Source organism: Saccharothrix coeruleofusca, from assembly GCF_017876325.1.
Classification (GTDB): Bacteria; Actinomycetota; Actinomycetes; order Mycobacteriales; family Pseudonocardiaceae; genus Actinosynnema; species Actinosynnema coeruleofuscum.
On the sequence record NZ_JAGINV010000001.1, the window covers coordinates 4,483,239 to 4,507,166 of the forward strand.

The 23,928-nt window shown below is 74.0% G+C and carries 24 protein-coding genes; 9 read left to right on the forward strand and 15 right to left on the reverse strand.

What is annotated here, in order from left to right; all coding sequences use genetic code 11:
* The first annotated feature begins 2 nt into the window (after positions 1-2).
* Positions 3-1,286 carry a sensor histidine kinase gene (locus JOF41_RS19730; RefSeq protein ID WP_209621052.1) on the forward strand — a complete coding sequence of 428 codons (1,284 nt, stop codon included), beginning with the start codon at positions 3-5 and terminating at the stop codon, positions 1,284-1,286.
* 1 nt (position 1,287) lies between these two features.
* Here JOF41_RS19730 and JOF41_RS19735 read toward each other — a convergent pair whose 3' ends face one another.
* Positions 1,288-2,085: a hypothetical protein gene (locus JOF41_RS19735; protein WP_229795889.1), complete on the reverse strand. Its 798-nt coding sequence runs from the start codon at positions 2,083-2,085 to the stop codon at positions 1,288-1,290.
* A 29-nt stretch (positions 2,086-2,114) separates the two neighbouring features.
* Between JOF41_RS19735 and JOF41_RS19740 the strand changes: the two genes are divergently transcribed.
* Positions 2,115-3,029 carry a hypothetical protein gene (locus tag JOF41_RS19740; RefSeq protein ID WP_209621054.1) on the forward strand — a complete coding sequence of 305 codons (915 nt, stop codon included), beginning with the start codon at positions 2,115-2,117 and terminating at the stop codon, positions 3,027-3,029.
* Between the two features lie 58 nt (positions 3,030-3,087).
* Here the strand turns inward: JOF41_RS19740 and JOF41_RS19745 are convergent, their stop codons facing one another.
* The 5 genes from JOF41_RS19745 to gap form a co-directional block, all read right to left on the reverse strand.
* Positions 3,088-3,432, reverse strand: coding sequence for an RNA polymerase-binding protein RbpA (locus JOF41_RS19745; RefSeq protein ID WP_189224647.1), 345 nt, complete (start codon positions 3,430-3,432; stop codon positions 3,088-3,090).
* A 50-nt stretch (positions 3,433-3,482) separates the two neighbouring features.
* Positions 3,483-3,716, reverse strand: a complete 234-nt coding sequence (gene secG, locus JOF41_RS19750) for a preprotein translocase subunit SecG (protein ID WP_189224648.1) — start codon at positions 3,714-3,716, stop codon at positions 3,483-3,485.
* A gap of 91 nt (positions 3,717-3,807) precedes the next feature.
* Positions 3,808-4,596 carry a triose-phosphate isomerase gene (gene tpiA / locus JOF41_RS19755; RefSeq protein ID WP_209621058.1) on the reverse strand — a complete coding sequence of 263 codons (789 nt, stop codon included), beginning with the start codon at positions 4,594-4,596 and terminating at the stop codon, positions 3,808-3,810.
* Positions 4,596-5,759, reverse strand: coding sequence for a phosphoglycerate kinase (locus JOF41_RS19760; protein ID WP_209621060.1), 1,164 nt, complete (start codon positions 5,757-5,759; stop codon positions 4,596-4,598). The genes tpiA and JOF41_RS19760 overlap by 1 nt, the downstream gene beginning before the upstream one ends.
* An 8-nt stretch (positions 5,760-5,767) precedes the next feature.
* A complete protein-coding gene (gene gap / locus JOF41_RS19765; RefSeq protein ID WP_189224651.1) occupies positions 5,768-6,772 on the reverse strand; it encodes a type I glyceraldehyde-3-phosphate dehydrogenase in 1,005 nt (334 codons plus the stop codon).
* A gap of 250 nt (positions 6,773-7,022) precedes the next feature.
* On the opposite strand from gap, the gene JOF41_RS19770 reads away from it, so the two are divergent.
* Complete coding sequence (locus tag JOF41_RS19770) at positions 7,023-7,847, forward strand: helix-turn-helix transcriptional regulator (protein ID WP_209621063.1); 825 nt, start codon at positions 7,023-7,025, stop codon at positions 7,845-7,847.
* A gap of 84 nt (positions 7,848-7,931) precedes the next feature.
* Positions 7,932-8,945, forward strand: a complete 1,014-nt coding sequence (locus tag JOF41_RS19775) for an aldo/keto reductase (protein ID WP_209621066.1) — start codon at positions 7,932-7,934, stop codon at positions 8,943-8,945.
* A 19-nt stretch (positions 8,946-8,964) separates the two neighbouring features.
* On the opposite strand, the gene JOF41_RS19780 is transcribed toward JOF41_RS19775, so the two are convergent.
* Positions 8,965-9,693, reverse strand: coding sequence for a TetR/AcrR family transcriptional regulator (locus tag JOF41_RS19780; RefSeq protein WP_189224654.1), 729 nt, complete (start codon positions 9,691-9,693; stop codon positions 8,965-8,967).
* A gap of 64 nt (positions 9,694-9,757) precedes the next feature.
* On the opposite strand from JOF41_RS19780, the gene JOF41_RS19785 reads away from it, so the two are divergent.
* Positions 9,758-11,323, forward strand: coding sequence for an MFS transporter (locus tag JOF41_RS19785; RefSeq protein ID WP_209621069.1), 1,566 nt, complete (start codon positions 9,758-9,760; stop codon positions 11,321-11,323).
* Positions 11,324-11,349: 26 nt separating this feature from the next.
* Here the strand turns inward: JOF41_RS19785 and whiA are convergent, their stop codons facing one another.
* From whiA to JOF41_RS19820, 7 genes are all read right to left on the reverse strand, one after another.
* Positions 11,350-12,336: a DNA-binding protein WhiA gene (gene whiA, locus JOF41_RS19790; protein WP_189224656.1), complete on the reverse strand. Its 987-nt coding sequence runs from the start codon at positions 12,334-12,336 to the stop codon at positions 11,350-11,352.
* Positions 12,327-13,352 carry a gluconeogenesis factor YvcK family protein gene (locus tag JOF41_RS19795; protein ID WP_209621072.1) on the reverse strand — a complete coding sequence of 342 codons (1,026 nt, stop codon included), beginning with the start codon at positions 13,350-13,352 and terminating at the stop codon, positions 12,327-12,329. The genes whiA and JOF41_RS19795 overlap by 10 nt, the downstream gene beginning before the upstream one ends.
* Positions 13,349-14,206, reverse strand: coding sequence for an RNase adapter RapZ (rapZ, locus tag JOF41_RS19800; RefSeq protein WP_372448530.1), 858 nt, complete (start codon positions 14,204-14,206; stop codon positions 13,349-13,351). Before rapZ ends, JOF41_RS19795 begins: the two co-directional genes overlap by 4 nt.
* Positions 14,207-14,232: 26 nt before the next feature.
* Positions 14,233-16,179 (reverse strand): excinuclease ABC subunit UvrC, encoded by a 1,947-nt coding sequence (uvrC, locus tag JOF41_RS19805; RefSeq protein WP_189224659.1) that lies wholly within the window; start codon positions 16,177-16,179, stop codon positions 14,233-14,235.
* A gap of 59 nt (positions 16,180-16,238) precedes the next feature.
* The gene (locus JOF41_RS19810; RefSeq protein WP_209621075.1) at positions 16,239-16,739 is read right to left on the reverse strand and encodes a Rieske (2Fe-2S) protein; all 501 of its coding nucleotides are present in this window, start codon (positions 16,737-16,739) and stop codon (positions 16,239-16,241) included.
* A gap of 97 nt (positions 16,740-16,836) precedes the next feature.
* Entirely contained in the window at positions 16,837-17,229 is a 393-nt protein-coding gene (locus tag JOF41_RS19815) for a Rieske (2Fe-2S) protein (protein WP_189224661.1), read from the reverse strand.
* Positions 17,230-17,506: 277 nt separating this feature from the next.
* Positions 17,507-18,001 (reverse strand): hypothetical protein, encoded by a 495-nt coding sequence (locus JOF41_RS19820; protein ID WP_189224662.1) that lies wholly within the window; start codon positions 17,999-18,001, stop codon positions 17,507-17,509.
* Positions 18,002-18,278: 277 nt separating this feature from the next.
* Between JOF41_RS19820 and JOF41_RS19825 the strand changes: the two genes are divergently transcribed.
* The 4 genes from JOF41_RS19825 to JOF41_RS19840 are packed head-to-tail and all read left to right on the forward strand — an operon-like array spanning position 18,279 to position 22,083.
* Complete coding sequence (locus JOF41_RS19825) at positions 18,279-19,835, forward strand: helix-turn-helix domain-containing protein (protein WP_229795891.1); 1,557 nt, start codon at positions 18,279-18,281, stop codon at positions 19,833-19,835.
* The gene (locus JOF41_RS19830; RefSeq protein WP_189224664.1) at positions 19,835-20,320 is read left to right on the forward strand and encodes a hypothetical protein; all 486 of its coding nucleotides are present in this window, start codon (positions 19,835-19,837) and stop codon (positions 20,318-20,320) included. Before JOF41_RS19825 ends, JOF41_RS19830 begins: the two co-directional genes overlap by 1 nt.
* Positions 20,321-20,349: 29 nt before the next feature.
* On the forward strand, positions 20,350-21,309 hold the full coding sequence (locus tag JOF41_RS19835) for a helix-turn-helix transcriptional regulator (protein WP_189224665.1): 960 nt from the start codon (positions 20,350-20,352) through the stop codon (positions 21,307-21,309).
* A gap of 54 nt (positions 21,310-21,363) precedes the next feature.
* Entirely contained in the window at positions 21,364-22,083 is a 720-nt protein-coding gene (locus JOF41_RS19840) for a Clp protease N-terminal domain-containing protein (protein WP_189224666.1), read from the forward strand.
* A 441-nt stretch (positions 22,084-22,524) separates the two neighbouring features.
* Here JOF41_RS19840 and JOF41_RS19845 read toward each other — a convergent pair whose 3' ends face one another.
* The gene (locus JOF41_RS19845; protein ID WP_209621078.1) at positions 22,525-23,856 is read right to left on the reverse strand and encodes a M28 family peptidase; all 1,332 of its coding nucleotides are present in this window, start codon (positions 23,854-23,856) and stop codon (positions 22,525-22,527) included.
* Between the last annotated feature and the right edge of the window lie 72 nt (positions 23,857-23,928).

The window sequence follows — 23,928 nt, forward strand, 5'->3', positions numbered from 1 at the left end:
TCATGCCAAGTGCGACAGCGGCGCAGCAGGGTGACAACCGATGGGTGATGGACGCGGGCAGACGGGCGGCGGTGGACAGCGCGACGGACACCGGGGCGGACGGCGGGACGGGTGCGCTGCCGAGCAGCCGGGCTGACGGGGCCGCGGCCGAACGGGCCGCTCGCGGGCTGAAGGCGGTGCTGGTCGGCTACCGGCAGCTCGCGTTCGACGTGGCGGCGGTCGCCGTCGCCGCGCTGGACGTGTGGCTGCGCGTGATCCCGGAGGCCGAGCCGTACAACTACGTCCTGTCCGTCATCGCGGTGATCGCGGTGGCGCTGCGGCGGAAGTTCCCGTTCCTGGTGGTCCTGGTCACCGTCCCCGGCTTCCTGGCCGGGTGGGCGCAGCTGGCCGCGATGATCGCGCTGGGCACGCTGGCGCGGCGCAGGCTGCTGGCGCTGCCCACCGTCGTGGGCGCGGTGCTGGTGTGGCTGAGCCGGTTCTTCGTCTGGCCGGTCGAGGAGTTCCTGGCGCAGGAGTGGAAGTCGCACGTCCACAACGCCATCTACGGCTGCATCGTGGCGGGGATGCCCATCGCCATCGCGCTGCTGGCGCACGCGCGGGAGCAGCTGTCCGCCCGGATCGCCGAGCTGGCCGCCAGCCGCGAGCGCGAGCGGGTGCTGCACGCCCACGCGGTGCGCGCCGACGAGCGGGCCCGCCTGGCGCGGGAGATGCACGACGTGGTGTCCCACCAGGTCAGCCTGATCGCGATGCAGGCGGGCGCGCTGCGCGTGGTGGCGGCCGACCCGAACGCGAAGCAGGTCGCGGGCACCATCCGCGCGCTGAGCACCCGGACCCTGGACGAACTGCGCCAGCTGGTCAGCGTGCTGCGCACGACCAGCGGTGACGACGCGCCGCAGCCGCGCATCGAGGACCTGCCGCAGCTGGTCGCCACCTCGGCGGTGCCCGCGTCGCTGACCGTGCGGGGACCGGTGGGCCGGGCGCCCGCGCCGGTGTCCGGCGCGGTCTACCGGACCGTGCAGGAAGCGCTGACCAACGTGCGCAAGCACGCCCACGGTGCCGCGGCCGCCGTGCTGGTCGACGCCGAGGGCGACCGGGTGCGGGTGGAGGTCCGCAACGAGCGCCCGGACCCGTGCCCGTCCCAGCGGCCCGAGCCCGCCCTGCCCGGTGGCGGCCACGGCCTGGTCGGCCTGCGCGAGCGGGCGGTGCTGCTCGACGGCGAGTTCCACGCGGGCCCGACCGATGACGGGGGCTTCCTGGTCCGCGTCGCGCTGCCGCTGGCCCGGTGACTCAGGCGCCGCGGCCCGCCACCGGCCGCAGGCGCTGGGTGGCCTCCGGGTCGGCGAGCGGGGCCTCGACGGTCTCCGGGGGAGGCGTGAGCGCGCCCAGGACCAGCGCCACCGCGGCGCAGCCCAGCACCAGCACCGCCTCGGCGACCGGTGTGGGCGTGACGACCCGCAGCGCGGACAGCAGCACCACCGCCGCCAGCCCGCTGCCCACCCCGGCGGGCAGGAACCGCAGGGCGCGCCGCCACCGGCTCGCGGGCAGGCGCTGCCTGGCCAGCGCGAGCAGCGCCGCCGCCCAGGCCAGCGCGGCCAGCACCGCGAGCGCGAGGCCGAACAGCCCGTAGACCGACCACGTCGACCCGCGCACGTCCGCGGTGGCGGAGACGGCGGCGATCACGTCCCGGTTGGCGTCGAGCACCTGCAGGCGGGCGGGCAGCAGGCCGGTGGCCTGGCCGCCGAGCTGGGCGAGGTCGAGCACGAAGCCGCGGGTGACGCTGCGCCCGGCGGGGACCTCGAACGGGATGGTGGTGTCGTAGGAGAAGAAGGGCAGCGCCAGCGCGGTGCCGGACAACCGGATCGTCTTCACGTAGCGGGTCGCGGCGGTCCCGTTGTGGACGGTCACCGAGATGCGGCTGGACCCGCCGGGGGCCAGCACCAGCACATCGGCCCCCACGGGCGCACCGTCCACAGTGGCGTTCATGGTGACGGCGCCGTCGGCCGCGCGCCCCGTGCCCGCGACGAGCCCCGAGAGGACGATCCCGCACAGGAGCAGCGATCCGACCCTGCCCATAATGCGTCTCACAAGGGCACCTCGAAGTTCAGGGGACGGACATGCGAACGGCTGGAACACTAGCTCTACTGGGTGTCGTCGCCTACGGCGCTACCGCGCTCGTCGCCGCTCCCGCGTCGGCCCAGCCGCAAGCCCCCTCGCTCACCCTGTCCGTCGCCAGCGGCCCGGCCGGGACGCGCTTCACGGCCAGCTGGACCGGCCTGTACCCCGGCCGCGACTGCCGCGACTACACGGTGCAGATCCTGTGGGACGGCCGGACCGCGATCGGGGGTGGGCCGCTGGGGTGGCGCGGCAGCGGCTCCGGCTCGGCGGTCGTGCCGTCCGGGGCGACCCCCGGCGGGCACCAGGTGACGGCCAGGCCCCTGTGCGGCTCGTCGGGCAACCCCGGCGCCACCTTCACCGTGACGGTGCCGCAGCCCACGACGACCGCGCCACCGCCCGCTCCCACGACCGCGCCGCAGGCCACCACCACCGCCCCTGCGCCCACCACCACGACGCGCCCGACCACGACCACCACTGCCCCCACCACGACCACGACGACGACCACCGGCAGCAGCAGTTCGACCCCGCCGACGTCGCAGAGCGAGCCGACGTCCGGGGACGGCGTGCTGACCCTGGACAGGGAGCACGTGCAGCCGGGCGACCCGCTGACGGCGACCGGCACGGGCTGTCAGCCCGGTGCGACCGTGACGCTGTCGTCGCAGGACCAGGACCTGGGCACCACCACCGCCGACGGCACGGGCCGGTTCAGCACCGGGGTGCAGTTCACCACCGTCCAGCCGGGGCGGCACGTGATCCGGGCGGACTGCGGGATCGTCCTGGTCGGCAGCGTGGACGTGGCGGTGACCAGCTCGACCAGCGGGACGACCCCGACGCTCGTGGTGGTGGGGCTGGTCCTGCTGCTCGGCGCGGCCCTGCTGCGCCGCCAGTTCGCCGGGCTGCGCCGCAGGGCCTGAAAACGCGCGGAAGGCCCCGCGGCGGGATTCCCGCGGGGCCTTCCTCGTCGCTTGCCTGCTAGGGCTCTTCGCGCTGCTTGCGCAGCTTGGTGAGCGCCTCTTCGAGGATCGCCTCGCCATCCGCGTCGGAGCGGCGCTCCTTCACGTAGGCCAGGTGCGTCTTGTACGGCTCGTTGCGCGGAGGAGCAGGGGGAGCCTGCTCATCCCGCCCGGCCGGAAGACCGCAGCGCGGACAATCCCACATCTCCGGGATCTCCGCCTCGACCGCGAACGACGGACGCGACTCGTGCCCGTTGGCGCACCAGTACGACACCCGACGCCGGGGCGCGGACTCGCCGCGCTCCGACTCACCCATCGGGCCTGCGCCGACGCGGGTACCGCGAATCGCGTTACCACCAGCCATCGACCCTCACACCCCCACCACGTGGATTCCCTGAGTCCACTGACCCGGTGTCAGTTGACCTTCTGGAGCAGTCCGATGCCCACGATGGCGATCACCCAGATCGCGCCGACGAACAGCGTCAGGCGGTCCAGGTTCTTCTCCACCACGCTGGACCCGGACAGGCTCGACTGCATACCGCCGCCGAACAGCGAGGACAGACCGCCACCACGGCCGCGGTGCAGCAGCACCAGCAGGATCAGCAGCAGGCTGGACACGATCAGAAGGATCTGCAGGAACAGGTTCATTTCTTCCTCGCTGTCAGGCAGGTGACGCCACAGAGTACCCGGTCAACTGCCGACCGTGGACCACCGCGGGGGGACGTCTGGTTCACCGACATCAGGGTAGAGGGCCGCCCGCCGCCAGCGCGCACAGCTTGGTGAACTCGTCCGCGTCCAGGCTCGCACCGCCCACCAGGGCGCCGTCGACGTCCTTCTGCGCGATGAGCTCGCCGATGTTGCCCGACTTCACCGAGCCGCCGTAAAGCACCCGAACGGCCGAGGCGACGTCCTCGCCGTGGAGCTCGGCGAGCTTGGCGCGCAGCGCCGCGCACACCTCCTGGGCGTCGGCCGAGCTGGCGACCTTGCCGGTGCCGATGGCCCACACCGGTTCGTAGGCGATCACCACGCCGCGCACCTGCTCGGCGGACAGGCCCTTGAGACCTGCCACCAGCTGGTCGGTGCAGTGCGCGACGTGCCCGCCCGCGTCCCGGACCTCGACGCGCTCGCCGAGGCAGAAGATCGGGGTGATGCCGTGCTTGAGCGCGGCCTTGACCTTCTTGTTGACCACCGCGTCGTCCTCGTGGTGGTACTCGCGCCGCTCCGAGTGGCCCACGGTGACGTAGGAGCACCCGAGCTTGGCCAGCATCGGGCCGGACACGTCACCGGTGTAGGCGCCCGAGTCGTGCGGCGACAGGTCCTGCGCGCCGTACTTGAGCAGCAGCTTGTCGCCGTCGACCAGGGTCTGCACGCTGCGGATGTCGGTGAACGGCGGCAGCACCGCCACCTCGACCTTGGCGTAGTACTTCTCGGGCAGCGAGAAGGCGATCTTCTGCACCAGGGCGATGGCCTCGAAGTGGTTGAGGTTCATCTTCCAGTTGCCCGCGATCAGCGGCTGTCGGGTGGCCATCAGCCCTCCAGGACGGACACGCCGGGGAGTTCCTTGCCCTCCAGGAACTCCAACGAGGCCCCACCACCGGTGGAGATGTGCGAGAAGCCGTCCTCGGGCAGGCCCAGCGCCCGCACCGCGGCGGCCGAGTCGCCGCCGCCGACCACGGTGAACGCGTCGCTGGCCACCAGGGCCTCGGCGACCGCGCGGGTGCCGCCGGAGAACGCCTCGAACTCGAACACGCCCATCGGGCCGTTCCAGAAGACCGTCCTGGCGTCGGCCAGCTTGGCCGCGAACAGCTCGCGGGTCTTCGGGCCGATGTCCAGGCACTCGCGGTCGGCCGGGATGGCGTCGAAGGGCACCACGTCGAACTCGGCGTCGGCCGAGAAGCCGGTGGCGGCCAGGAAGTCGACCGGGAGCACCAGCTCCACGCCGCGCTCCCGCGCCTGCTCCAGGAAGCCGAGGACCTGCTCGATCTGGTCCTCCTGCAGCAGCGACTGGCCGACCTCGTGGCCCTGGGCCTTGAGGAAGGTGTAGGCCATGCCGCCGCCGATGAGCAGCCGGTCGACCTTGGTCAGCAGGTTGGCGATGACGCCGAGCTTGTCGGAGACCTTCGCCCCGCCCAGCACCACGACGTAGGGCCGCTGGAGGTCTTCGGTGAGCTTGTGCAGCACCTGGACCTCGGCCAGCACCAGGCCGCCCGCGTAGTGCGGCAGCCGCTGGGCCACGTCGTAGACCGAGGCCTGCTTGCGGTGCACGACGCCGAAGCCGTCGGAGACGAACGCGTCGGCCTTGGCCGCCAGCTCGTCGGCCAGCGCGCCGCGCTCGGCCTCGTCCTTGCTGGTCTCGCGCGGGTCGAAGCGGATGTTCTCCAGCAGCACCACGGAGCCGTCACCGGCGGTCTCCGTGCCCAGCTCCACCGGCTGCCCGAGCAGCTCGCCCAGCCGCCGGGCGACCGGGGCCAGGGAGAACTTCGGGTCGGGGCCGCCCTTGGGGCGGCCCAGGTGCGCGGCCACCAGGACGCGGGCGCCCGCGTCGACCAGCTTCTTGATCGTCGGCACCGACGCGCGCACGCGGCCGTCGTCGGTGATCTTGTCGCCGTCGAGGGGGACGTTCAGGTCGGCGCGCACCAGCACGCGCCGACCCGACACACCCTCGGCGAGCAGGTCGTCGAGAGTCTTCACAGTCCGCCTCAGAGCTTGCTGGCGACGAGGTTGACCAGGTCCGCGAGGCGGTTGGAGTAGCCCCACTCGTTGTCGTACCAGCCGACGACCTTGACCTGGTTGCCGATGACCTTGGTCAGCGGCGCGTCGTAGATGCACGACGCCGGGTCGGTGACGATGTCGGTCGACACGATCGGGTCGGTGTTGTAGCGCAGGTAGCCCTTGAGCGCGCCGTCGGCGGCGGCCTTGTAGGCGGCGTTGACCTCGTCGACGGTGACCTCGCGGCCGACGGTCACGGTCAGGTCGGTGGCCGAGCCGGTGGGCACCGGCACGCGCAGGGCGTAGCCGTCCAGCTTGCCCTTGAGCTCGGGCAGCACCAGGCCGATGGCCTTGGCCGCGCCGGTGCTGGTGGGCACGATGTTCAGCGCGGCGGCGCGGGCGCGGCGCAGGTCCTTGTGCGGCGCGTCCTGCAGGTTCTGGTCCTGCGTGTAGGCGTGGATGGTGGTCATCAGGCCACGCTCGATGGTGAACGCGTCGTGCAGCACCTTGGCCAGCGGGGCCAGGCAGTTGGTGGTGCAGGAGGCGTTGGAGATGACCGTCTGCGAGCCGTCGTACTGGTCGTCGTTCGCGCCCAGCACCACGGTCAGGTCCTCGCCCTTGGCCGGGGCGGAGATGATGACCTTCTTCGCGCCGCCCTCGTCGACGTGCTTGCGCGCGGCGGCGGCGTCGGTGAAGAAGCCGGTGGACTCGACGACCACGTCGACGCCCAGGTCCTTCCAGGGCAGCTTGCCGGGGTCGCGCTCGGCGAGGGCCTTGATGGTCTTGCCGTCGACCACGATGCCCTCGTCGGACACCGAGACCTCGGCGTTCAGGCGACCCAGCACGCTGTCGTACTTGAGCAGGTGAGCCATCGTGTTGACGTCACCGAGGTCGTTGAAGGCGACGATCTCGATGTCGTGCCCGCTGGCCTGAACGGCGCGCCAGAAGTTGCGACCGATGCGGCCGAAACCGTTGACACCTACGCGAACCGTCACGGTGCGTCTCCTCGATTCTCGACTGGCTTGCGCCAGGGGGTTGCGGAGTGGCCGCCGGGGCGGCCGACAGCCAGCCTATCCCCCGCGGTGAGTCCCTGGTCACGTGGACCTCCAGCATCTCTTGATCGAACAAGGAAATCCAGCGTTCCGGGAGTGCTACCAGCTGGTAACGCACTGCGGTCGCGCTCCGCGCACGGCGGTGCGCGACGAGTTCACCCGCCGCACACCGGCCGCGCCCGACACTGGCCGGGTGGAGGTCCGCAGGAACGGCGGCCACCTGCTGGCGGTGCGCCGCAGGCAGTGGGACGGCGTCAGCCTGGAGCTGGCGCGCTGGCGGCCGGGGTCCGACCCGGAGGCCCTCCTCCAGCTGCCCGACCACCTGGTCTTCGTCACCTTCAGCGGGCGCACCGAGCGCACCGAGGCCGCCATCGGGGACGGCCCGCGCTACCGGGGCGCGGACTTCCCCGGCGCGGTCACCTTCCTGCCCGCCGGGCAGCGGCGGCGGGCCTGGCACGCGGGCGGTCGGATCGAGTACGGCGCGATCCGGCTGGCGCCCCGGTTCGACGGTGAGCCGGTCGGGTTCACCAACCAGCCCGACCCGCTGGTCTGGCAGCTCGCCCTGGCGCTGCGGGACGAGGCGCGCGGCGGGGGCGCGGGCGGCGCGCTGTTCGTGGACAGCGTGGCCACCGCGCTGGGCCTGCACCTGCTGCGGCGGCGGCCGGAGCGCGCCGGGCGGGCGACCGCGCTGACCGGGGCGCGGCTGGGCCGGGTGATCGGGTTCATCGACGAGCACCTCGCCGATGACCTGCGGCTGGCCGCGCTGGCGGCGCAGGCGGACCTGGGGGTCGACCGCTTCGGCCGGGCGTTCAAGGCCGCCACCGGCGTCCCGCCGCACCGGTACGTCACCCGGCGGCGGGTGGAGCGGGCCGCCGAGCTGCTGGCCCGCACCGACCTGCCGATCGCCGAGATCGCCCACCGGGTCGGGCTGTCCGGTCAGAGCCACCTGACCACGCTGTTCCGCCGCGCCTTCGGCGACACCCCGCACGCCTACCGGCTGGACCGCCGCCTGCCGTGATCCCGCAACCCGCCCGCGATCGTGGAAGACGCCACCCACCCCGCCCCGTGACGATCCCACCGGAGACGACCACGAGGAGGACCCATGACCGCGATGTCCCGACGCGCGGTGCTCCAGGCAGGCGCGGCGACCACCCTCGCCGCCGCCACCGGAGCCACCGCCACCGCAGCCGCCCAGCCCACCGGGGACCTGATCACCCGGCGCGTCCCGCGCGGCGGCGAAGTGGTGCCCGCCATCGGCATGGGCACGTTCATGACCTTCGACAAGCGCCCCGGCGCCGCGCGCGGGCACCTGCGCGAGGTGCTCGACCGGTTCTGGCGCGGCGGCGGCCGGGTGCTGGACACCTCGCCGATGTACGGGCTGGCCGAGGTGACCGTCGGCGACCTGGCCGCCGACCTCGGCATCGCGGGCGGGCTGTTCCTCACCGGCAAGACCTGGGTCACCGGCGAGCACCTGGGCGACGACAGCCACGCCCGCAGGCAGTTCGAGCAGTCCCTGAACCGGCTGTGGCGGGACCGGATCGACCTGGTGCAGGTGCACAGCCTGACCAACGTCGGCACGGTGCTGCCCGTGCTGCGGGCGTGGAAGCGCGAGGGCCGCATCCGCTACTTCGGCGTCAGCCACCACGAGCCCGCGTACTTCCCGATCATCGAGCAGCTCGTCCGCGACGGCGACATGGACTTCGTCCAGGTCGGCTACTCCATCCGCAACCGCGTGGCGGAGACCTCCCTGCTGCCCGCCGCCGTCGACCACGGCACCGCGGTGCTGGTCAACACGCCGCTGGAGAAGGCGCGGCTGCACGACCTGGTCCGCGACCGCCCGCTGCCCGGCTTCGCCGCCGAGTTCGGCGCGCGGAACTGGGCGCAGTTCTTCCTCAAGTACGTGCTGGCGCACCCGGCGGTCACCTGCGCGCTGCCCGCCACCACCGACCCCGACCACATGAGCGAGAACCTGGGCGCGATGCGCGGCCCGCTGCCGGACCAGCGCACCCGCCAGCGCATGGTGCGGCACATGGAGGCCATCCCCGGCTTCGCCGACCTGCTCGACCGCCCCTGGTACCCCGGCAAGACCTTCGACGGCGTGGTGCGGCTGCCCTGACCGGCGCGGGCGGTGGACCTCACCCGGCGGGCGCGGGTCCGCGGCGCTCGGCGATCAGCGCCGCGACGCCGTCGAGCAGCAGCCGCAGGCCGAACTCGAACTGGTCGGTGGTGTAGGGCGCGGCCCCGCCCGCCAGCGCGCGGCCGAGGGCCGGGTAGCGGGAGAAGTCCACCAGCCTGCCCAGCTCCTCGTCGCGCTCCCGCACCTGCTCGGCCCCCTGCTCGCCCTCCAGGTGCAGCCGGGCCAGGCCGCGCACGTAGGCGTCGACCGACTCGACGACGGCCACCTTCTCCGGCTCGGTCAGCCCGGTGCCGTCGAGCACCAGCAGCGCCGAGTCCAGCCAGCGCAGCGTGTTGGGGCCGGGTGCGGGGGTGGCGGCGGCCAGGCTCAGCGCCCACGGGTGGGCGCGGAACTCGGCCCAGTCCGAGCGGGCCCACTGCTCCAGCTTCGCCCGCCAGTCGCCGGGCCGCTCGTGCGGCAGCACGTCGCCGCCCACCAGCGCGTCGACCATCAGCGCCACCAGCTCGGCCTTGCCGGGCACGTAGGTGTAGAGCGACGCGGTGCCCACGCCGAGGTGGGTGGCCACCCGCCGCATCGACAGCGCGTCGAGCCCCTCGGCCCGCACGACCTCCAGGGCGGCTTCGACGATCCGCTCCAGGGTCAGCCCGCGCTGCGGTCCGCGCGCCGGTCGCCGGTCGCCGTTCCACAGCAGCTCCAGGGCTCGCCTGCGGTCGTCCTTTGCGCTCATGACAAAACTCAGTATACCGTTCGGAGCTAACCGAACAGCATTCGGAGTTCCGAGGGGGACCGGGATGACCGAAGCGGTCGCGGGGGCCGACCGGGCGCGCCGCCGGGAGCGGCGCACGCTGCTGGCGGCGGCGCTCACCAACGGCCCGACCGAGCTGATCGACTTCGTCCTGCCGCTGTGGGCGGGGGCGGCGGCGGGGCTGGGCGCCACCGGCGTCGGCCTGCTGGTGGCGGTGGAGATGGCCTTCTCCGTGGTCGCCCGGCCGCTGGCGGGTGTGCTGGCCGACCGCCGGGAGCGCAGGCACGTCGCCGCCGCGGGCGCGGCGCTGTACGCCGCGAGCTGCGCGGGCTACGCGCTGGCGGGCGGCGCGGCGCCTGCCTACGCGGCGGCGGCCGTCGGCGGGGTGGGCGGCGCGCTGCTGTGGGTGAGCGTGCGGGCGATCATCGGCGAGCGCCTGGCGGAGGACTCGGCGGTCTTCCCCCGCCTCCAAGCGGTGCAGGAGACCGGGGCGTGGGTGGCGTTCGTGGCCGGGCTCTCGCTGCTCGGGTTCATCGGCTACAGCGGCCTGTTCTGGGCGTGCGCGGCGGCGTGCGCCGTCGCGGCCGGGGTGCTGCTGCGGACCCCGCGCGGGCGGGGGCACGCCGCCGAGGGCGTCGAGGCGGCCGGGTTGGGGGCCGTGGGCCGCAAGCTGCGCCCGCTGCTGCTGGCCGTGGCGCTGACCATGGCGGCGGAGACGGCGGTGTCCCTGCTGCTCCTGCTGCACCTGCAGCGCGGCTTCCACCTGGAGGTCGTCCAGATCGCCCTGGTCTTCCTGCCCGGCGCGATCGCGATGAGCGTGGCGAGCGAGCACCTGCACGAGTACGTGGTGCGCTTCGGCCGGTCACGGGTGCTGGTGTGGGCCTCGGTGGCCAGCGGCCTGTTCGCCGCCTGCCTGGCCTGGGCGCCCAACCCGTACGTCATCGCCGGGCTGTGGGTGCTCAGCGGGCTGGCGTGGGCGGCGGTGATCCCGGTCCACCAGGCCGTGATCACCGAGGCCACCCCAGGCCAGGTCGGCAGGGGGATGGGCGTGTACGAGTCGGCGAGCCTGGTCGGGGCGTTCGCGGGCAGCCTGGCCTCGGGCGTGCTCTACGACGGCGTGAACTGGACCGCGGCCTGCCTGACCGCCGCGGGCGTCATCCTCGCGGGCGCGGTGCTCGTCCCGCGCGCGGTGCGCCGCCTCGGCGTCCCCGACGTGCCACCCCCGCCCCCGGCAGCGGAGCCCGAGCCCGCCCCGGAACGCACTGCGGAACGCACTGCGGAACGCACTGCGGAACGCACTGCGGAACCCACGCCGGAACCCGCCGCGGACGCCGGTCCCCCGCCCGCGCCGCTCCCCCGGCGCGTCCTGGTCCGCAACCTCGTCGGGCACGCCGCGGTCTTCATCGCGGCCCAGGTCGCGCTGGCCCTGTTCGGCCTGTCCTGGCTGCGGGACCTGCTCACCGAGGACACCCGGAGCGTCCTGTTCGGCGACACACCGCACGAGGGCCTGGCCGCCTTCGCCTACGGCGCGGGCCGGTTCTGGACCATCGCCTTCCTGGTCGACCTCGGGTGGACCGGCTGGAAGATCACCACCGCGGGCCGCGAGCCCTGAGCCGCCGCGCCCTCACCGCGCGCGACTCACACCTCGGCTTCCAGCATCTCGGCGGTGACGGCCGACTCGGTGTCGGGCAGGCCGAGGTCCTTGGCGCGCTTGTCGGCCATCGCCAGCAGGCGGCGGATGCGGCCCGCCACCGCGTCCTTGGTCATCTGCGGCTCCGACAGCTGGCCCAGCTCCTCCAGCGACGCCTGGCGGTGTGCCAGCCGCAGGTGACCCGCGGCGGCCAGGTGCTCGGGGGCCTCCGGGCCGAGGATTTCCAGCGCCCGCTGCACCCGCGCGGCGGCGGCCACCGCGGCGCGCGCCGAGCGGCGCAGGTTCGCGTCGTCGAAGTTGGCCAGCCGGTTGGCCGTGGCGCGCACCTCGCGGCGCATCCGGCGCTCCTCCCAGGCCAGCACGCTGTCGTGCGCGCCGAGCCGGGTCAGCATCGCGCCGATGGCGTCGCCGTCGCGGATCACCACCCGCTCCGCGCCGCGCACCTCGCGCGACTTGGCGCCGATGCCCATCCGCCGCGCCGCGCCCACCAGCGCCAGCGCCGCCTCCGGGCCGGGGCAGGTGACCTCCAGCGCCGAGGAGCGGCCGGGCTCGGTGAGCGAGCCGTGCGCCAGGAACGCGCCGCGCCACGCCGCCTCCGCGTCGCACACCCCGCCGGAGACCACCGGCGCGGGCAGGCCGCGCACCGGTCGGCCGCGCGGGTCCAGCAAGCCGGTCTGCCTGGCCAGGCCCTCGCCGTCCTTGACCACCCGCACCACGAACCGGGTGCCCTTGCGCAGCCCGCTGGAGGTGATGGTGAACACGTCGGACTGGTGCCCGTACAGCTCGTGGATCTCCCGGCGCAGCCTGCGCGCGGTGGACCCGAGGTCCAGCTCGGCCTCGACCACCACCCGACCGCCGACGATGTGCAGGCCACCCGCGAAGCGCAGCAGCGAGGCGACCTCCGCCCGGCGGCAACAGGTCTTGGAGACGGCCAGCCTGCTCAGCTCGTCCTTCACCGCTGACGTCATCGCCACGGCTGTTCGCCTCCCTCGGTCCGGCTTCGTTCCTGCAGCGTTGTACTCGACGGCCGCACGAGCGCCTCGGTCGGCCCGGCCAACGCCAGCCGGATGCTCGACGCCAGCGCCGCGGCGTCGTGGCGGTCCGGGGCGCCGGGCAGCGCGATCGGCGACAGGTGCGCGGCAGCCCCCAGAGCTGCGGCGGCACGCCGCAACCGGTCCGGCACGGCCACCGCGTCCACGTCCGCGATCACCGCGTCGACCCGGAGATCGGGGGCGTGTTCGCTCAGCACGTCCAGGTGCGACTCCGGCGAGAAACCTTCTGTTTCCCCCGGTTGGGGGACAAGGTTGAGCACCACCACCCGGCGCGCCCGCGTGCGGATCAGCGCGTCGTGCAGCTCGGGCACCAGCAGGTGCGGCAGCACGCTGGTGAACCACGACCCCGGCCCCAGCAGCACCACGTCCGCGCCCAGCACCGCGCGCACCGCCTCCGGGCAGCCGCGCGGCGGCTCGCCGGGACCGCCGGGGCCGTGCAGCCGGATGCGCTGCACCCGTCCCGGCGTGGTGGCGATGGCGACCTGGCCGCGGATGCGCCGCACCACGTCGGCGTCGTCGTCCAGGCCGGTCACGTCGGCCTCGATCTCCAGCGGCTCGGTGCACATCGGCAGCACCGTCCCGCGCACCCCCAGCAGCCGTCCGGCCTCGCGCAGCACCGCCACCGGGTCGCCCAGCTGCTCCAGCAGGCCCGCCAGCACCAGGTTGCCCACCGCGTGCCCGGCCAGCGCCCCGGTGCCGCCGAAGCGGTGCTGGAACAGCCGCGCCCACAGCCCGCTGGCCTCGTCCGCCCCGGCCAGCGCGACCATCGCCTTGCGCAGGTCGCCGGGTGGCAGCAGGCCCAGCTCGCGGCGCAACCGCCCCGACGAGCCGCCGTCGTCGGCGACCGTCACCACGGCCGTGACGTCGTCGGTCAGCACGCGCAGCGCCGTGAGCGTCGCGTGCAGGCCGTGACCACCGCCCAGCGCGACCGCTCTCACTCGCGACCCAGGTCCCGGTGCACGACCTTGACCGCCACGCCGTCCTCGGCGGCCAGCCTGCTCGCCAGCTCCTCGGAGATCGCCACGCTGCGGTGCTTGCCGCCGGTGCAGCCCACCGCCAGGGTCAGGTACCGCTTGCCCTCGCGCCGGTAGCCCGCGCCGATCAGCCGCAGCAGCTCGTGGTAGCGGTCCAGGAACTCCTCGGCGCCCTCCTGGCTGAGCACGTAGTTGCGCACGTCGCCGTCCAGGCCGGTCTGCTCGCGCAGCTCCGGGATCCAGAACGGGTTCGGCAGGAACCGCACGTCCATGACCAGGTCGGAGTCCATCGGCAGGCCGTACTTGTAGCCGAAGGACAGCACGGTGACCCGCGTGCGGGTGGCCGACTCGGTGCCGAAGGTGTCCTCGATCTTGGCGCGCAGCTGGTGCACCGACAGCGCCGAGGTGTCCAGCACCAGGTCGGCCTCCTCGCGCAGCGGCGTGAGCAGCACGCGCTCGGCCTCGATGCCGTCCGCCAGCCGCCCGTCGGCCTGCAGCGGGTGGCCCCGGCGCACCGACTCGAACCGGCGGATCAGCACCTCGTCGGTGGCCTCCAGGAACAGCACCCTGGGCTTGTAGCCGCGCGCGTCCAGGTCCTTGATCACCGCCGCCAGGTCCTCGGTGAACGCGCGGCTGCGCACGTCCATGACCACCGCGACCCTGGTGATGGCGCCCCTGGCCTGCGCCCCGAGCTCCACCATGGTGGCGATCAGCTCGGGCGGCAGGTTGTCCACCACGAACCAGCCCAGGTCCTCCAGGCACTTCGCGGCGGTGCTGCGGCCCGCGCCGGACAGGCCGGTCACCACCGCGACCTCGATGCCGGACTTCTCACCGGCCGGTGCGTTCACGTCTGCTCCCCTTCGGTACCGGCCGCGCTCAACGTCGCGTGCACGGCCTCGGCGGTGCGCCTGCCCACTCCGGGCACCCCGCTGATCTCCTCGATGCTCGCCTCGCGCAGTCTCTTCAACGAGCCGAAGTGCTTGAGCAGCGCGGCCCGGCGGGTGGCGCCCAGCCCCGGCACGTCGTCCAGCGCCGAGGTGGTCATCCGCTTGGACCGCTTCTGCCGGTGGTAGGCCACCGCGAACCGGTGCGCCTCGTCGCGCACGCGCTGCAACAGGTAGAGGGCCTCGCTGGTGCGGGGCAGGATCACCGGGTCCGGCTCGCCGGGCACCCAGACCTCCTCCAGCCGCTTGGCCAGGCCGACCACGGCCACGTCGGTGATGCCCAGCTCGGCCAGCACGTCCGAGGCCACCGCCGCCTGGGGCGCGCCGCCGTCGACGACCAGCAGGTTCGGCGCGTAGGCGAACCTGCGCGGCTTGCCGGTCTCCGGGTCGATGCCGGGGTTGGGGCCCTGCACACCCGAGGCGGTCTCCTTCAAGTACGCCTGGAACCGGCGGCGCACCACCTCGGCGATCGAGCCCACGTCGCCCTGCTCGGCGCCCTCGCGGATGGCGAACCGGCGGTACTCGGACTTGCGCGGCAGGCCGTCCTCGAACACCACCAGCGAGGCCACCACGTCGGTGCCCTGCACGTGGCTGATGTCGGTGCACTCGATGCGCAGCGGCGCGGTGTCCAGCCCCAGCGCCTCCTGCAGCTCCTGCAACGCCGCCGAGCGCGCCGTCAGGTCGCCCGCGCGGCGCATCTTGTGCTGCTGGAACGCCTCCTTGGCGTTGCGCTCCACGGTCTCCATCAGCGCCCGCTTGTCGCCGCGCTGCGGCACCCGCAGCACCACCCGGCCGCCGCGCAGGTCCGACAGCCAGCGCTCCACGGCGGGGGCGTCGTCGGGCAGCTCGGGCACCAGCACCTCGCGCGGCACCGGGGCCGCCTCCACCCCGCCCGCCTCGGCGGACTCCGCCTGCGCGCCGTAGAACTGGGTGACGAACTGGTCGACCAGCTCGGCCGTGCCCGCCTCGTCCACCCGGTCCACCACCCAGCCGCGCTGGCCGCGCACCCGGCCCCCGCGCACGTGGAAGACCTGGACCGAGACCTCCAGCTCGTCGGCGGCGAAGGCGACCACGTCGGCGTCGGTGCCGTCGCCGAGCACCACGGCCTGCTTCTCCATGGCGCGGCGCAGCGCGGCCTGGTCGTCGCGCAGCCGGGCGGCCTTCTCGAACTCCAGCTCCTCGGCCGCGGCGGTCATCTCCCGCTCCAGCCTGCGCACCATCGCGTCGGTGCGGCCCGCCAGGAAGTCGCAGAAGTCCTCGACGATGCCGCGGTGCTGCTCGGCGCTGACCTTGCCCACGCAGGGGGCCGAGCACTTGTCGATGTAGCCCAGCAGGCAGGGGCGGCCGATCTGGTTGTGCCGCTTGAACACCCCGGCCGAGCAGGTGCGCGCGGGGAAGACCCGCAGCAGCAGGTCCAGCGTCTCGCGGATGGCCCACGCGTGCGCGTAGGGGCCGAAGTAGCGCACCCCCTTGCGCCGGGGGCCGCGGTAGACGTGCAGCCGGGGGTACTCCTCGTTCAGCGTCACGGCCAGCACCGGGTAGGTCTTGTCGTCGCGGTAGCGGACGTTGAACCGGGGGTCGAACTCCTTGATCCAGTTGTACTCCAGCTGGAGCGCCTCGACCTCGGTGCTGACCACGGTCCACTCGACGGCGGCGGCCGTGGTGACCATCTGCCGGGTGCGCGGGTGCAGCCCGGCGATGTCGGCGAAGTAGGAGTTCAGCCGGGAGCGCAGGCTCTTGGCCTTGCCGACGTAGACCACCCGGCCACCCGCGTCGCGGAACTTGTAGACGCCGGGGGCCTCCGGGATGGTGCCGGGAGCGGGGCGATAGGTCGACGGGTCGGCCACGTCGACAAGCCTACGTGCGGGCACCGACAGCGCCCCGCCCGGCCGACCCGTCGCCCCGCTCAGGCCAGCACCACCTGCCCGCCCTCGACCTTGACCTCGACCTCGGGCAGCCCCTTCGTGGCGGGCCCCTTGCGCACCGCGCCGGTGGCGGCGTCGAACTGGCTGCCGTGGTTGGGGCAGGTGATGGTGCCGCCCTCGGGCTCGGCGACGGTGGTGCCCGCGTGCGGGCAGGCCGCGTCGAAGGCCTTGACGGTGTCGCCGGTGCGCACCAGGACCAGGGGCTTGCTGTTGGCCGGGTTGCCCGCGATGACGCCGCCGCCGTCGGGCACGTCGGCCAGCGCCACGATGGCCGCGGCGCCCGCCGAGCCGGTGCTGCCGCCCGTGGTCCCGCCGGTGCTGCCGCCGGTGCTGCCGCCCGTGGTGCCGCCCGTCGTCCCGGACGAGTCGCCGGTGGTGGCCGCGTCGCCGCACGCGGCCAGGCCGCCGGGGACGGCCAGCGCGACCAGGACGCCGCACAGCATCTTGCGCCGGGACAGGGCTGCGTTCTCGGTGGTGGTCAACCGATCCTCCGCGATGTGGTGGGGGTGTTCGGGAGTACACCTCCAATACGACCCCACGGGACGGGGAGGTTCAGCACTTCGACGGATTTCGAACCGGTCAGGCCAGCAGCACGTCCTGGCCCGCCAGCCGCACGGCCACCTCGGCCAGCCCCTTGACCGCCGGTCCCCTGGTGACCGCGCCGGTGGCCGGGTCGAACTCGCTGCGGTGGGTCGGGCAGACGATCGCGCCGCCCGCAGGCGGGTTGACGACGGTGCCCTGGTGCGGGCAGGCCGGGTTGAACGCGCGGACCTCGGTGTCGGCGGGCCGGACCAGCAGCAGCTGCCCGCCGCCGGGGGTGTCCACCAGCGCCCCGGAGCCGACCGGCAGGTCGGCCAGGCCCGCGATCCGGTCGCCGGGCCGGGCGGAGCCGGGTCCGGGGGTGCGGCCGGGCGAGGGGGTGCCGCAGGCGGTGAGCGCGAGGAGTCCGCACAGGAGTGTTCGACGGTGCACGCCCCCATTCCACCCCGGCGGGTGGCGAGCCGCGGCACCGCCCTCCGGCCGGGTCGGGGCGGCAGGGTCGGGCGGCGGGGTCGGGCGGCGGTGTCGCGGCGGGTGGCGGGAGGCGCGCCACCCGCCGCGCACCGGTCGCGCGGCGCGCGGCGGGACGGGCGGCGCCACCAGCCCGCCCCGCCGGTCTTCCCCGCGCCCGCCCGACGGGCGGACCGGGCGGGCGGCGTCTCGGCGCACCACCCGCCCGTCCTCCCCGGCCGAGCCTGGCGGCCGGCGGCTACCGGTCCTGGGACACCGCCGTGCGGGCCAGCGCGAGCACCGCGGTGAACGGCGGGAACCAGTGCCTGGAGTGCGACGGCGGGTTGGCCCAGCGCAGCGAGCCGTAGCGGGTCATCGTCGGCGGCAGCGCGATGCGCTGCGGCGAGCGCACGAACTGCACCTCCGGGGGTGCCTTGAGGTGCGTCGGCAGCAGCGCCACCAGCTCGGCCAGGAAGATCCAGTGCTCGCGGGGGCCGGGGATGACGGTGACCGGACCGGCCAGCATCCGGGCCTTCAAGTCGGCTAACACGCGCGAGCCGATCCGGGCGGGCATGGCCAGCGCGGTCGTGGCGGGGCCCAGCGGCAGGAAGACGCCCTGCTCGGTCACGGAGACCCTCCAGCCGAGCAACCGGTAGCCCGCGATGGCCTCGCCGAGCGCCTGCTGGTGCGCGCGGTCACGGGGGCCAGGGCGCGGTGTGGAGCTCTCTGCGTGGGTCGTTGCGGTGATGCTCATTGGCGGTGTCCCTCCCGATCGGGTGGACGAGCGGCGTTGTGGTCCGCGGGCAGGAGGTCCTCCCTGCGCCCGCACACCACGCAGCGTGCTGGTGAGCGCGCTGGGTCACCACACCCGAACCGGGTCCGATCCATGCAGCGCGCGGATCACCGGCATCCAGCACGAGGCGTCACCGCCTCCGTGCGGTGAGACCCACCGCCTCTTATGCATGAAATGCATGGACTGGGGAGCACATCTCTCTATGCTGGTGCGCACGCTCAGTGACGGGAGCGAGCCGATGGAAGCGAACGGTCGTAGAGCATCCAGCACCAGGCGTGCCTGCCCGTCGTGCGGAGCGCTGATCGCCGCCGACAACACCGACCGGCTGTGCCACCGGTGCAGGCGCAACGCCCGCACCGAGCTGTACGGCCCGCCGCTGCTCACCGACGAGTTCTGGGACCACCCCGTGATGGCCGCGGCGTTCGCCCAGCGGGACATGGGGGCGCTCCTCGCCGCCTACCGGCACCACCCGCAGCACGTCAGCCGCATCACCCAGGACCGCATGGCGTCCTGGCTGGGGATCAGCCAAGCACAGCTTTCGCGGTACGAGACCGGGGAGAACCCGATCGACCGGATCGACCGCCTGCGCCACTTCGCGCGCGCGCTGGGCGTCCCCGGCGACCGGCTGTGGTTCGACCGGATCGGAATCCCAAGCCAGGCGGGCCCCGAGCGCGGTGCCCCGCCCGATGTGCTCGGCGCGGCGTGGGACGCGTCGAGCATTGCCAGATCGGTCGAAGAGACGGCGAGGAACGACTTGGCGATCAGCAGACGAGCGGCGCTCTCCGGAGCCGCCGCGGTGGCTATGGGTCCCGCACTGGTCGAACCGCTGCAGCGGTGGCTACACCCGCTGCAGCCCCTGTCCCGTTGGTCGTCCAACGCGGCGATCAGCGAGGAGGAGCTGGCCGCGTTGCAGCACGTCGCGGACGGGCTGCGCGGCTGGGGCGGCCGGGGCGGGTACGGACTGGCCCGCAAAGCGGTGCTCGGGCAGTTGGAGGAACTGGCCGAGCGCCTGTCCCGCGCGCCCGCGGGACCGACCACTGAGCGGGCGTTCTTCATCGGCGCGGAGCTGTCCAAGGTCGCGGCCAGCATGTCCTGGGACGCCGGGATGCACGACGCGGCGCAGCGCTACTACGTGCTGGGCGTGCGCATGGCCAAGGCCGGGCGCAACGACCCGTTCGCCGCGCTGTGCCTGGCGGCGATGGCGCGGCAGATGTTCGACCTGGGCCGCCCGGAGGACGGCCTGGAACTGGTGCAGCTGGGGCAGTACGGGACGCGGCGCAACGCCACCCCGACGCTGCAGGCCCTGCTGCTGACCCGCGAGGCGTGGGCGTACGCGCAGCTGGGCAAGGTGCGGGAGTTCCACCGGGCGGTGGGGCAGGCGCAGGACTGCTTCGCCCAGCGGCGCTCCGGCGGCGAGCCGTGGTGGCTGGACAGCTTCGACGAAGCGGAACTGGAAGGGGTGATCGGAGCGCGGATGCGCGACCTCGCCGTGCACGACCCGGCGCAGGCGCCGCAGGCCGAGGTGCACATCCGGCGGGCGCTGCGGCTGCGCGACCCGGCGCGGGTGCGCAACCGGGCCTTCGACGTCATCAGCCTGGCCCGCACCAAGATGGTGGCGGGCCAGCCCGAGGAGGCGTGCGCGCTGATCCAGGAGGTGCTGCCGACCGCGGCGGGCCTGGCGTCCGGGCGGGTGGTGCGCAAGTTGCAGGACTTCGCCAAGGAGGCGGAGCGGCACCGCGACCTGCCGCTGGTGCGCGACACCCGTGAGGCGATCCGAGGGATGCGGACGGCCTGATGCGAGTGGGGATCACCGGGCACAGCAACCTCGTGCCCGACTGCGTGGACGTCGTGAAGGCGGCGATCCGCGAAGTGCTGGAAACCGAGGCGTCGGGCGGGTCACCCCTGGTCGGGGTGACCTGCCTGGCGCCAGGCGCGGACCAGCTGTTCGCGCGGGTGGTGCTGGAGCTGGGCGGACGGGTCGAGGTCGTGCTGCCCGCGATGGACTACCGGGACCGGCTCAAGCCGGAGCGGGTCGCCGAGTACGACGAGCTGCTGGCCCAGGCGCACGTGGTGAGCATCCTGCCCAACGAGCTGTCCGGGCGGCACGCCTACGTGATGGCCAACGAGCGGATGCTGGCCAGCGTCGAACTGCTGGTGGCGGTGTGGGACGGGCAGCCCGCGGGCGGGCGCGGCGGCACCGGCGACGTGGTCGAGCACGCGCGGGCGTCCGGCGTGCCGGTGGTCGTGGTGTGGCCGGAGGGCGCCGAACGAGGACCGTAGTCGTCCTCGACCGCCGGCAGACTGGCGGCGTGCTGGAGACCTCGGCCCGCTTGCTGCGCCTGCTGTCCCTGCTCCAGGTCCGCCGCGACTGGACCGGGGCGGACCTGGCCCGGCGGCTGGGCGTGGACGTGCGCACCGTGCGGCGCGACGTGGACAAGTTGCGCACCCTGGGCTACCCGGTGAACTCGGTGCCCGGCGCGGCGGGCGGCTACCAACTGGGCGCGGGCGCGGAGCTGCCCCCGCTGCTGCTGGACGACGACGAGGCGGTGGCCGTGGCCGTGGGGCTGCGCACCGCCGCGGGCGGCACCATCGCGGGCATCGAGGAGACCTCCGTGCGCGCGCTGGCCAAGCTGGAGCAGGTGCTGCCCTCCCGCCTGCGCAGGCGGGTCAACGCGCTGCACGCGCACGTGGTGGCGCTGACCCCGACCGTGGCCACGGTCGACCCGGAAGTGCTGACCGTGCTCGCCGGGGCGTGCCGGGACCACCAGCGGCTGCGGTTCGGCTACGCCGGGCGGGACGGCGCGTCCCAGCGGCACGTCGAGCCGCTGGGGCTGGCCCACACCGGGCGGCGCTGGTACTTCGTGGCCTGGGACGTGGACCGGGCGGACTGGCGGACGTTCCGGGTGGACCGGATCGAGGGCCCGCCCGCGCTCGGGGCCCGGTTCACCCCGCGTGAGCCGCCCGCCGAGGACCTGGCGTCCTACGTGTCGCGGCAGATCTCCGTGGCCCCGTACACCTACCAGGTGGAGCTGGTGGTGCACGCGCCGCTGGAGGTGGTGGCGGCGCGGACGTCGGCCACCTCGGTGCACCTGACCCGGATCGACGACGAGCGCACCCTGCTCACCGTCGGCACGCCGTCGTTGGAGGAGGTCGGGCTGTGGATCGGCATGATCGGCATCGATTTCGACGTGAAGGAGCCGCCGGAGCTGGTGGAACACCTGCGCGTACTCGGTGAGCGCTTCCTGCGCGCCACTGGCGTTGACATGTAACCCCTCATGGGGGTACACCTGGGGGTACACAGTGGTATCCCGAGGGGAGCGGTCATGCCGAAGATCAACGTCTACCTGCCGGACGAGCTCGCCGAGCAGGTCAAGCAGTCGGGCGTGCCGGTGTCGGCGATCTGCCAGCGGGCGCTGGAGCAGTCGGTGCGCCGGGTCGCCGCGATCCGCGCGATGACCCTGGACGACCTGGCCACCCCCGACCCGAACGCGCAGCTGTCGCAGCTCACCGACCGCGCCCGCACCGCCCTCCGGCTCGCGATCGAGCACGCCCGCGCGGATGGCGCGGCGGTCGGCACCGAGCACCTGCTGCGCGGGGTGCTCGACGAGGGCGACAACCTGGCCCTGCGCGTGCTGCGCGTCCTGGAGGTCTCGCCCGAGCGGGTCGCGCGGGCGCTGCCCGCCCCGAGCGCGCCGGGCTCGGCGAGCGGGTTCAGCGGTCCGGCCGCCAACGCGCTGGAGCTCAGCGTCACCGAGGCGATCTCGCTGGGGCACAACTACGTCGGCTGCGAGCACCTGCTGCTGGGGCTGCTCGCCGAGCCCGACGGGAGCGCCGGGGCCGTGCTGCGCGAGTTGGGCGTGGACTCCCGCTCGACCCGGCAGGCCGTGGTGGCGGCGCTCAGCGGCTACGCCCAGCTGCGCGCCAACACCCAGCAAGCGGACCCGGCGGCCCTGGTCGCCGCCGTGGTGCGCCGGGAGCTGGAACCGGTGCTGGCCCGCATCGAACGCCTCGAAGCGGCGGCGCAGGACCCCTCCGATGCATAGGCGGTTAGGGCTGTGCCTGCTCGCCGCGGCACTGGCGGTGATCATGGTCGGAGTCCTGTGACCGCTCACCCCCGCGAGTCGAACGCTCGGGTACCGCGAGTTCGTCGTTGGGGTGGGGCAAGGGCGGTGCGCTCGCCGCGTGGCAGGTCGCCAAGGACGGCGCTCGCGGGCACCCCGCTGCGCGCACTCCGCGCACGCCCTGGTGCGTCGGCAAGTACTACCCGACGGGGCCGAGAAGGCCGGTAACTACTACCCGAGGCGCGGAAGCGGGGGGTGCGTGGGCCGGGGTCCGAGAAGGGCGGTCGAGGGCGCGAAAGTGCGGGTCAGGGTGCGCGAAGGTTGAATTCAGGGGTCCTGGAGGTTCGACTCGCGGGGGCGACACGCCCAACACGCCCATAGGTGGGTGACACCGGGGACGGGCGTGGTGGGCGTGTTGGGGTGTTAGCGGGAGGCGGCCAGGCGGTAGGCGGCGGCGCCGATCAGCTCCAGGGACACCTGCAAGCGCTGCGGGCTGACGTTGGCCGCGATCGTGTCCTCGGGGGTGTGGTACAGCGGCTCCAGCTCGTGCGGTCCGCCTTCCCCGCGCCAGCTGAAGTTGGCCGCCGCGATGCCGCGCTCGTGGAACGGCACGTGGTCGCTGCTGCCGCGGGGCGTGGGCCCGTGCACCCGCGCGCCGTAGCCCAGGCGCGCGGCCGCGGCGGCGACCTCGCTGGTCGCGGCGTTGGCGGTGCCGTCGACGGACAGCAGCCAGTACGCCGTCGCGGGGCCGTGGCTGGTGGCCACCATGTCGTTCTGGAACACCCCGGTGATGCGCGCCGCCTCGGCCTCGGCCAGCTGGTTGACGTAGTACCGCGAGCCGATCAGGCCCTGCTCCTCCGAACCCCACAGGGCGAACCGCAGCGCCTTGCGGGTGGGCAGCAGGCGCAGCACGCGGGCCAGCTCCAGCGCCAGCACGGTGCCGCTGCCGTCGTCGTTGGCACCCGGCGAGCCGGGGACGCTGTCGTAGTGCGCGGTCACCATGACCACGCCGTCCGAGCCGGGGAACGTCGCCGGGCGTTCGGCGATGACGTTGTACGAGGTCAGGTTGGTGTGGGCGGTGGTGGACACGGTCAGCTCGACCGCACCCGCCGCGCGCAGCCGCTCCACCTGCACCTGGGCGATGCCCAGCACCGGCGGGGCCACGTTCTCGGCCAACGCGGGCGAGAACGCGCTGGTCTTGCCCGCGGGCGGGGTGGAGACGCGGCCGATCAGCACGGCCGCCGCGCCGCGCCGCGCCGCCTCGACGGCGGCGGTGGAGCCGGTCGGGAGGTTCACCAGCAGGGCGATCTTGCCGGTCAGGTCGTCGGGCAGCGTCGCGCCCGCGTCCAGGTCCACCACGGGGCCGCGCGCGGTCACCCCGAGGGCGCCGGAGCGGGACGCGCCCGCGTGCCAGCGGGTGCCGTCGGGCAGCGCCAGCTGCGAGAGGTACTTGTCCGGCGCGGGAAACGGCTGCAGCTCGACCCGGTAGCGCAGGTCGCGCAGCACGCGGGCGAGGTAGTCGCGGGCGCGGTGCTCGGACTCGGTGCCGCCGATGCGCTGGCCGATCCGCTCGCTGAGCACGTGGAGGTGCTCCATCGCGTTGCGCGCCCGCACGCGCCCCACCACCGGCAGGTCGCCCAGGTGCAGGTCCGGCGCGGCGGAGGCGCCGGGGCGCTGGGCGTGCGCCGCCGCCGGGTTCAGGCCGAGCGCCACCACGCCCGCCGCGGTTCCTGCCAGGAGATGACGTCTGCGCATGGCTGCCCCCAGAGGTTGTCGATCACCTCGAACCTAGGCAGCCACGACCAGTCCGGAAAGGTGCTGTTGGCG

Bases quoted from the DNA above. Each gene is read 5' to 3' on its own strand.
- JOF41_RS19730 (WP_209621052.1), top strand. From the start codon at position 3: ATGCCAAGTGCGACAGCGGCGCAGCAGGGTGACAACCGATGGGTGATG.
- JOF41_RS19740 (WP_209621054.1), top strand. From the start codon at position 2,115: ATGCGAACGGCTGGAACACTAGCTCTACTGGGTGTCGTCGCCTACGGC.
- JOF41_RS19745 (WP_189224647.1), bottom strand. From the start codon at position 3,432: ATGGCTGGTGGTAACGCGATTCGCGGTACCCGCGTCGGCGCAGGCCCG.
- secG (WP_189224648.1), bottom strand. From the start codon at position 3,716: ATGAACCTGTTCCTGCAGATCCTTCTGATCGTGTCCAGCCTGCTGCTG.
- tpiA (WP_209621058.1), bottom strand. From the start codon at position 4,596: ATGGCCACCCGACAGCCGCTGATCGCGGGCAACTGGAAGATGAACCTC.
- JOF41_RS19775 (WP_209621066.1), top strand. From the start codon at position 7,932: ATGACCGCGATGTCCCGACGCGCGGTGCTCCAGGCAGGCGCGGCGACC.
- JOF41_RS19780 (WP_189224654.1), bottom strand. From the start codon at position 9,693: ATGAGCGCAAAGGACGACCGCAGGCGAGCCCTGGAGCTGCTGTGGAAC.
- JOF41_RS19785 (WP_209621069.1), top strand. From the start codon at position 9,758: ATGACCGAAGCGGTCGCGGGGGCCGACCGGGCGCGCCGCCGGGAGCGG.
- JOF41_RS19820 (WP_189224662.1), bottom strand. From the start codon at position 18,001: ATGAGCATCACCGCAACGACCCACGCAGAGAGCTCCACACCGCGCCCT.
- JOF41_RS19825 (WP_229795891.1), top strand. From the start codon at position 18,279: ATGGAAGCGAACGGTCGTAGAGCATCCAGCACCAGGCGTGCCTGCCCG.
- JOF41_RS19830 (WP_189224664.1), top strand. From the start codon at position 19,835: ATGCGAGTGGGGATCACCGGGCACAGCAACCTCGTGCCCGACTGCGTG.
- JOF41_RS19840 (WP_189224666.1), top strand. From the start codon at position 21,364: ATGCCGAAGATCAACGTCTACCTGCCGGACGAGCTCGCCGAGCAGGTC.
- JOF41_RS19845 (WP_209621078.1), bottom strand. From the start codon at position 23,856: ATGCGCAGACGTCATCTCCTGGCAGGAACCGCGGCGGGCGTGGTGGCG.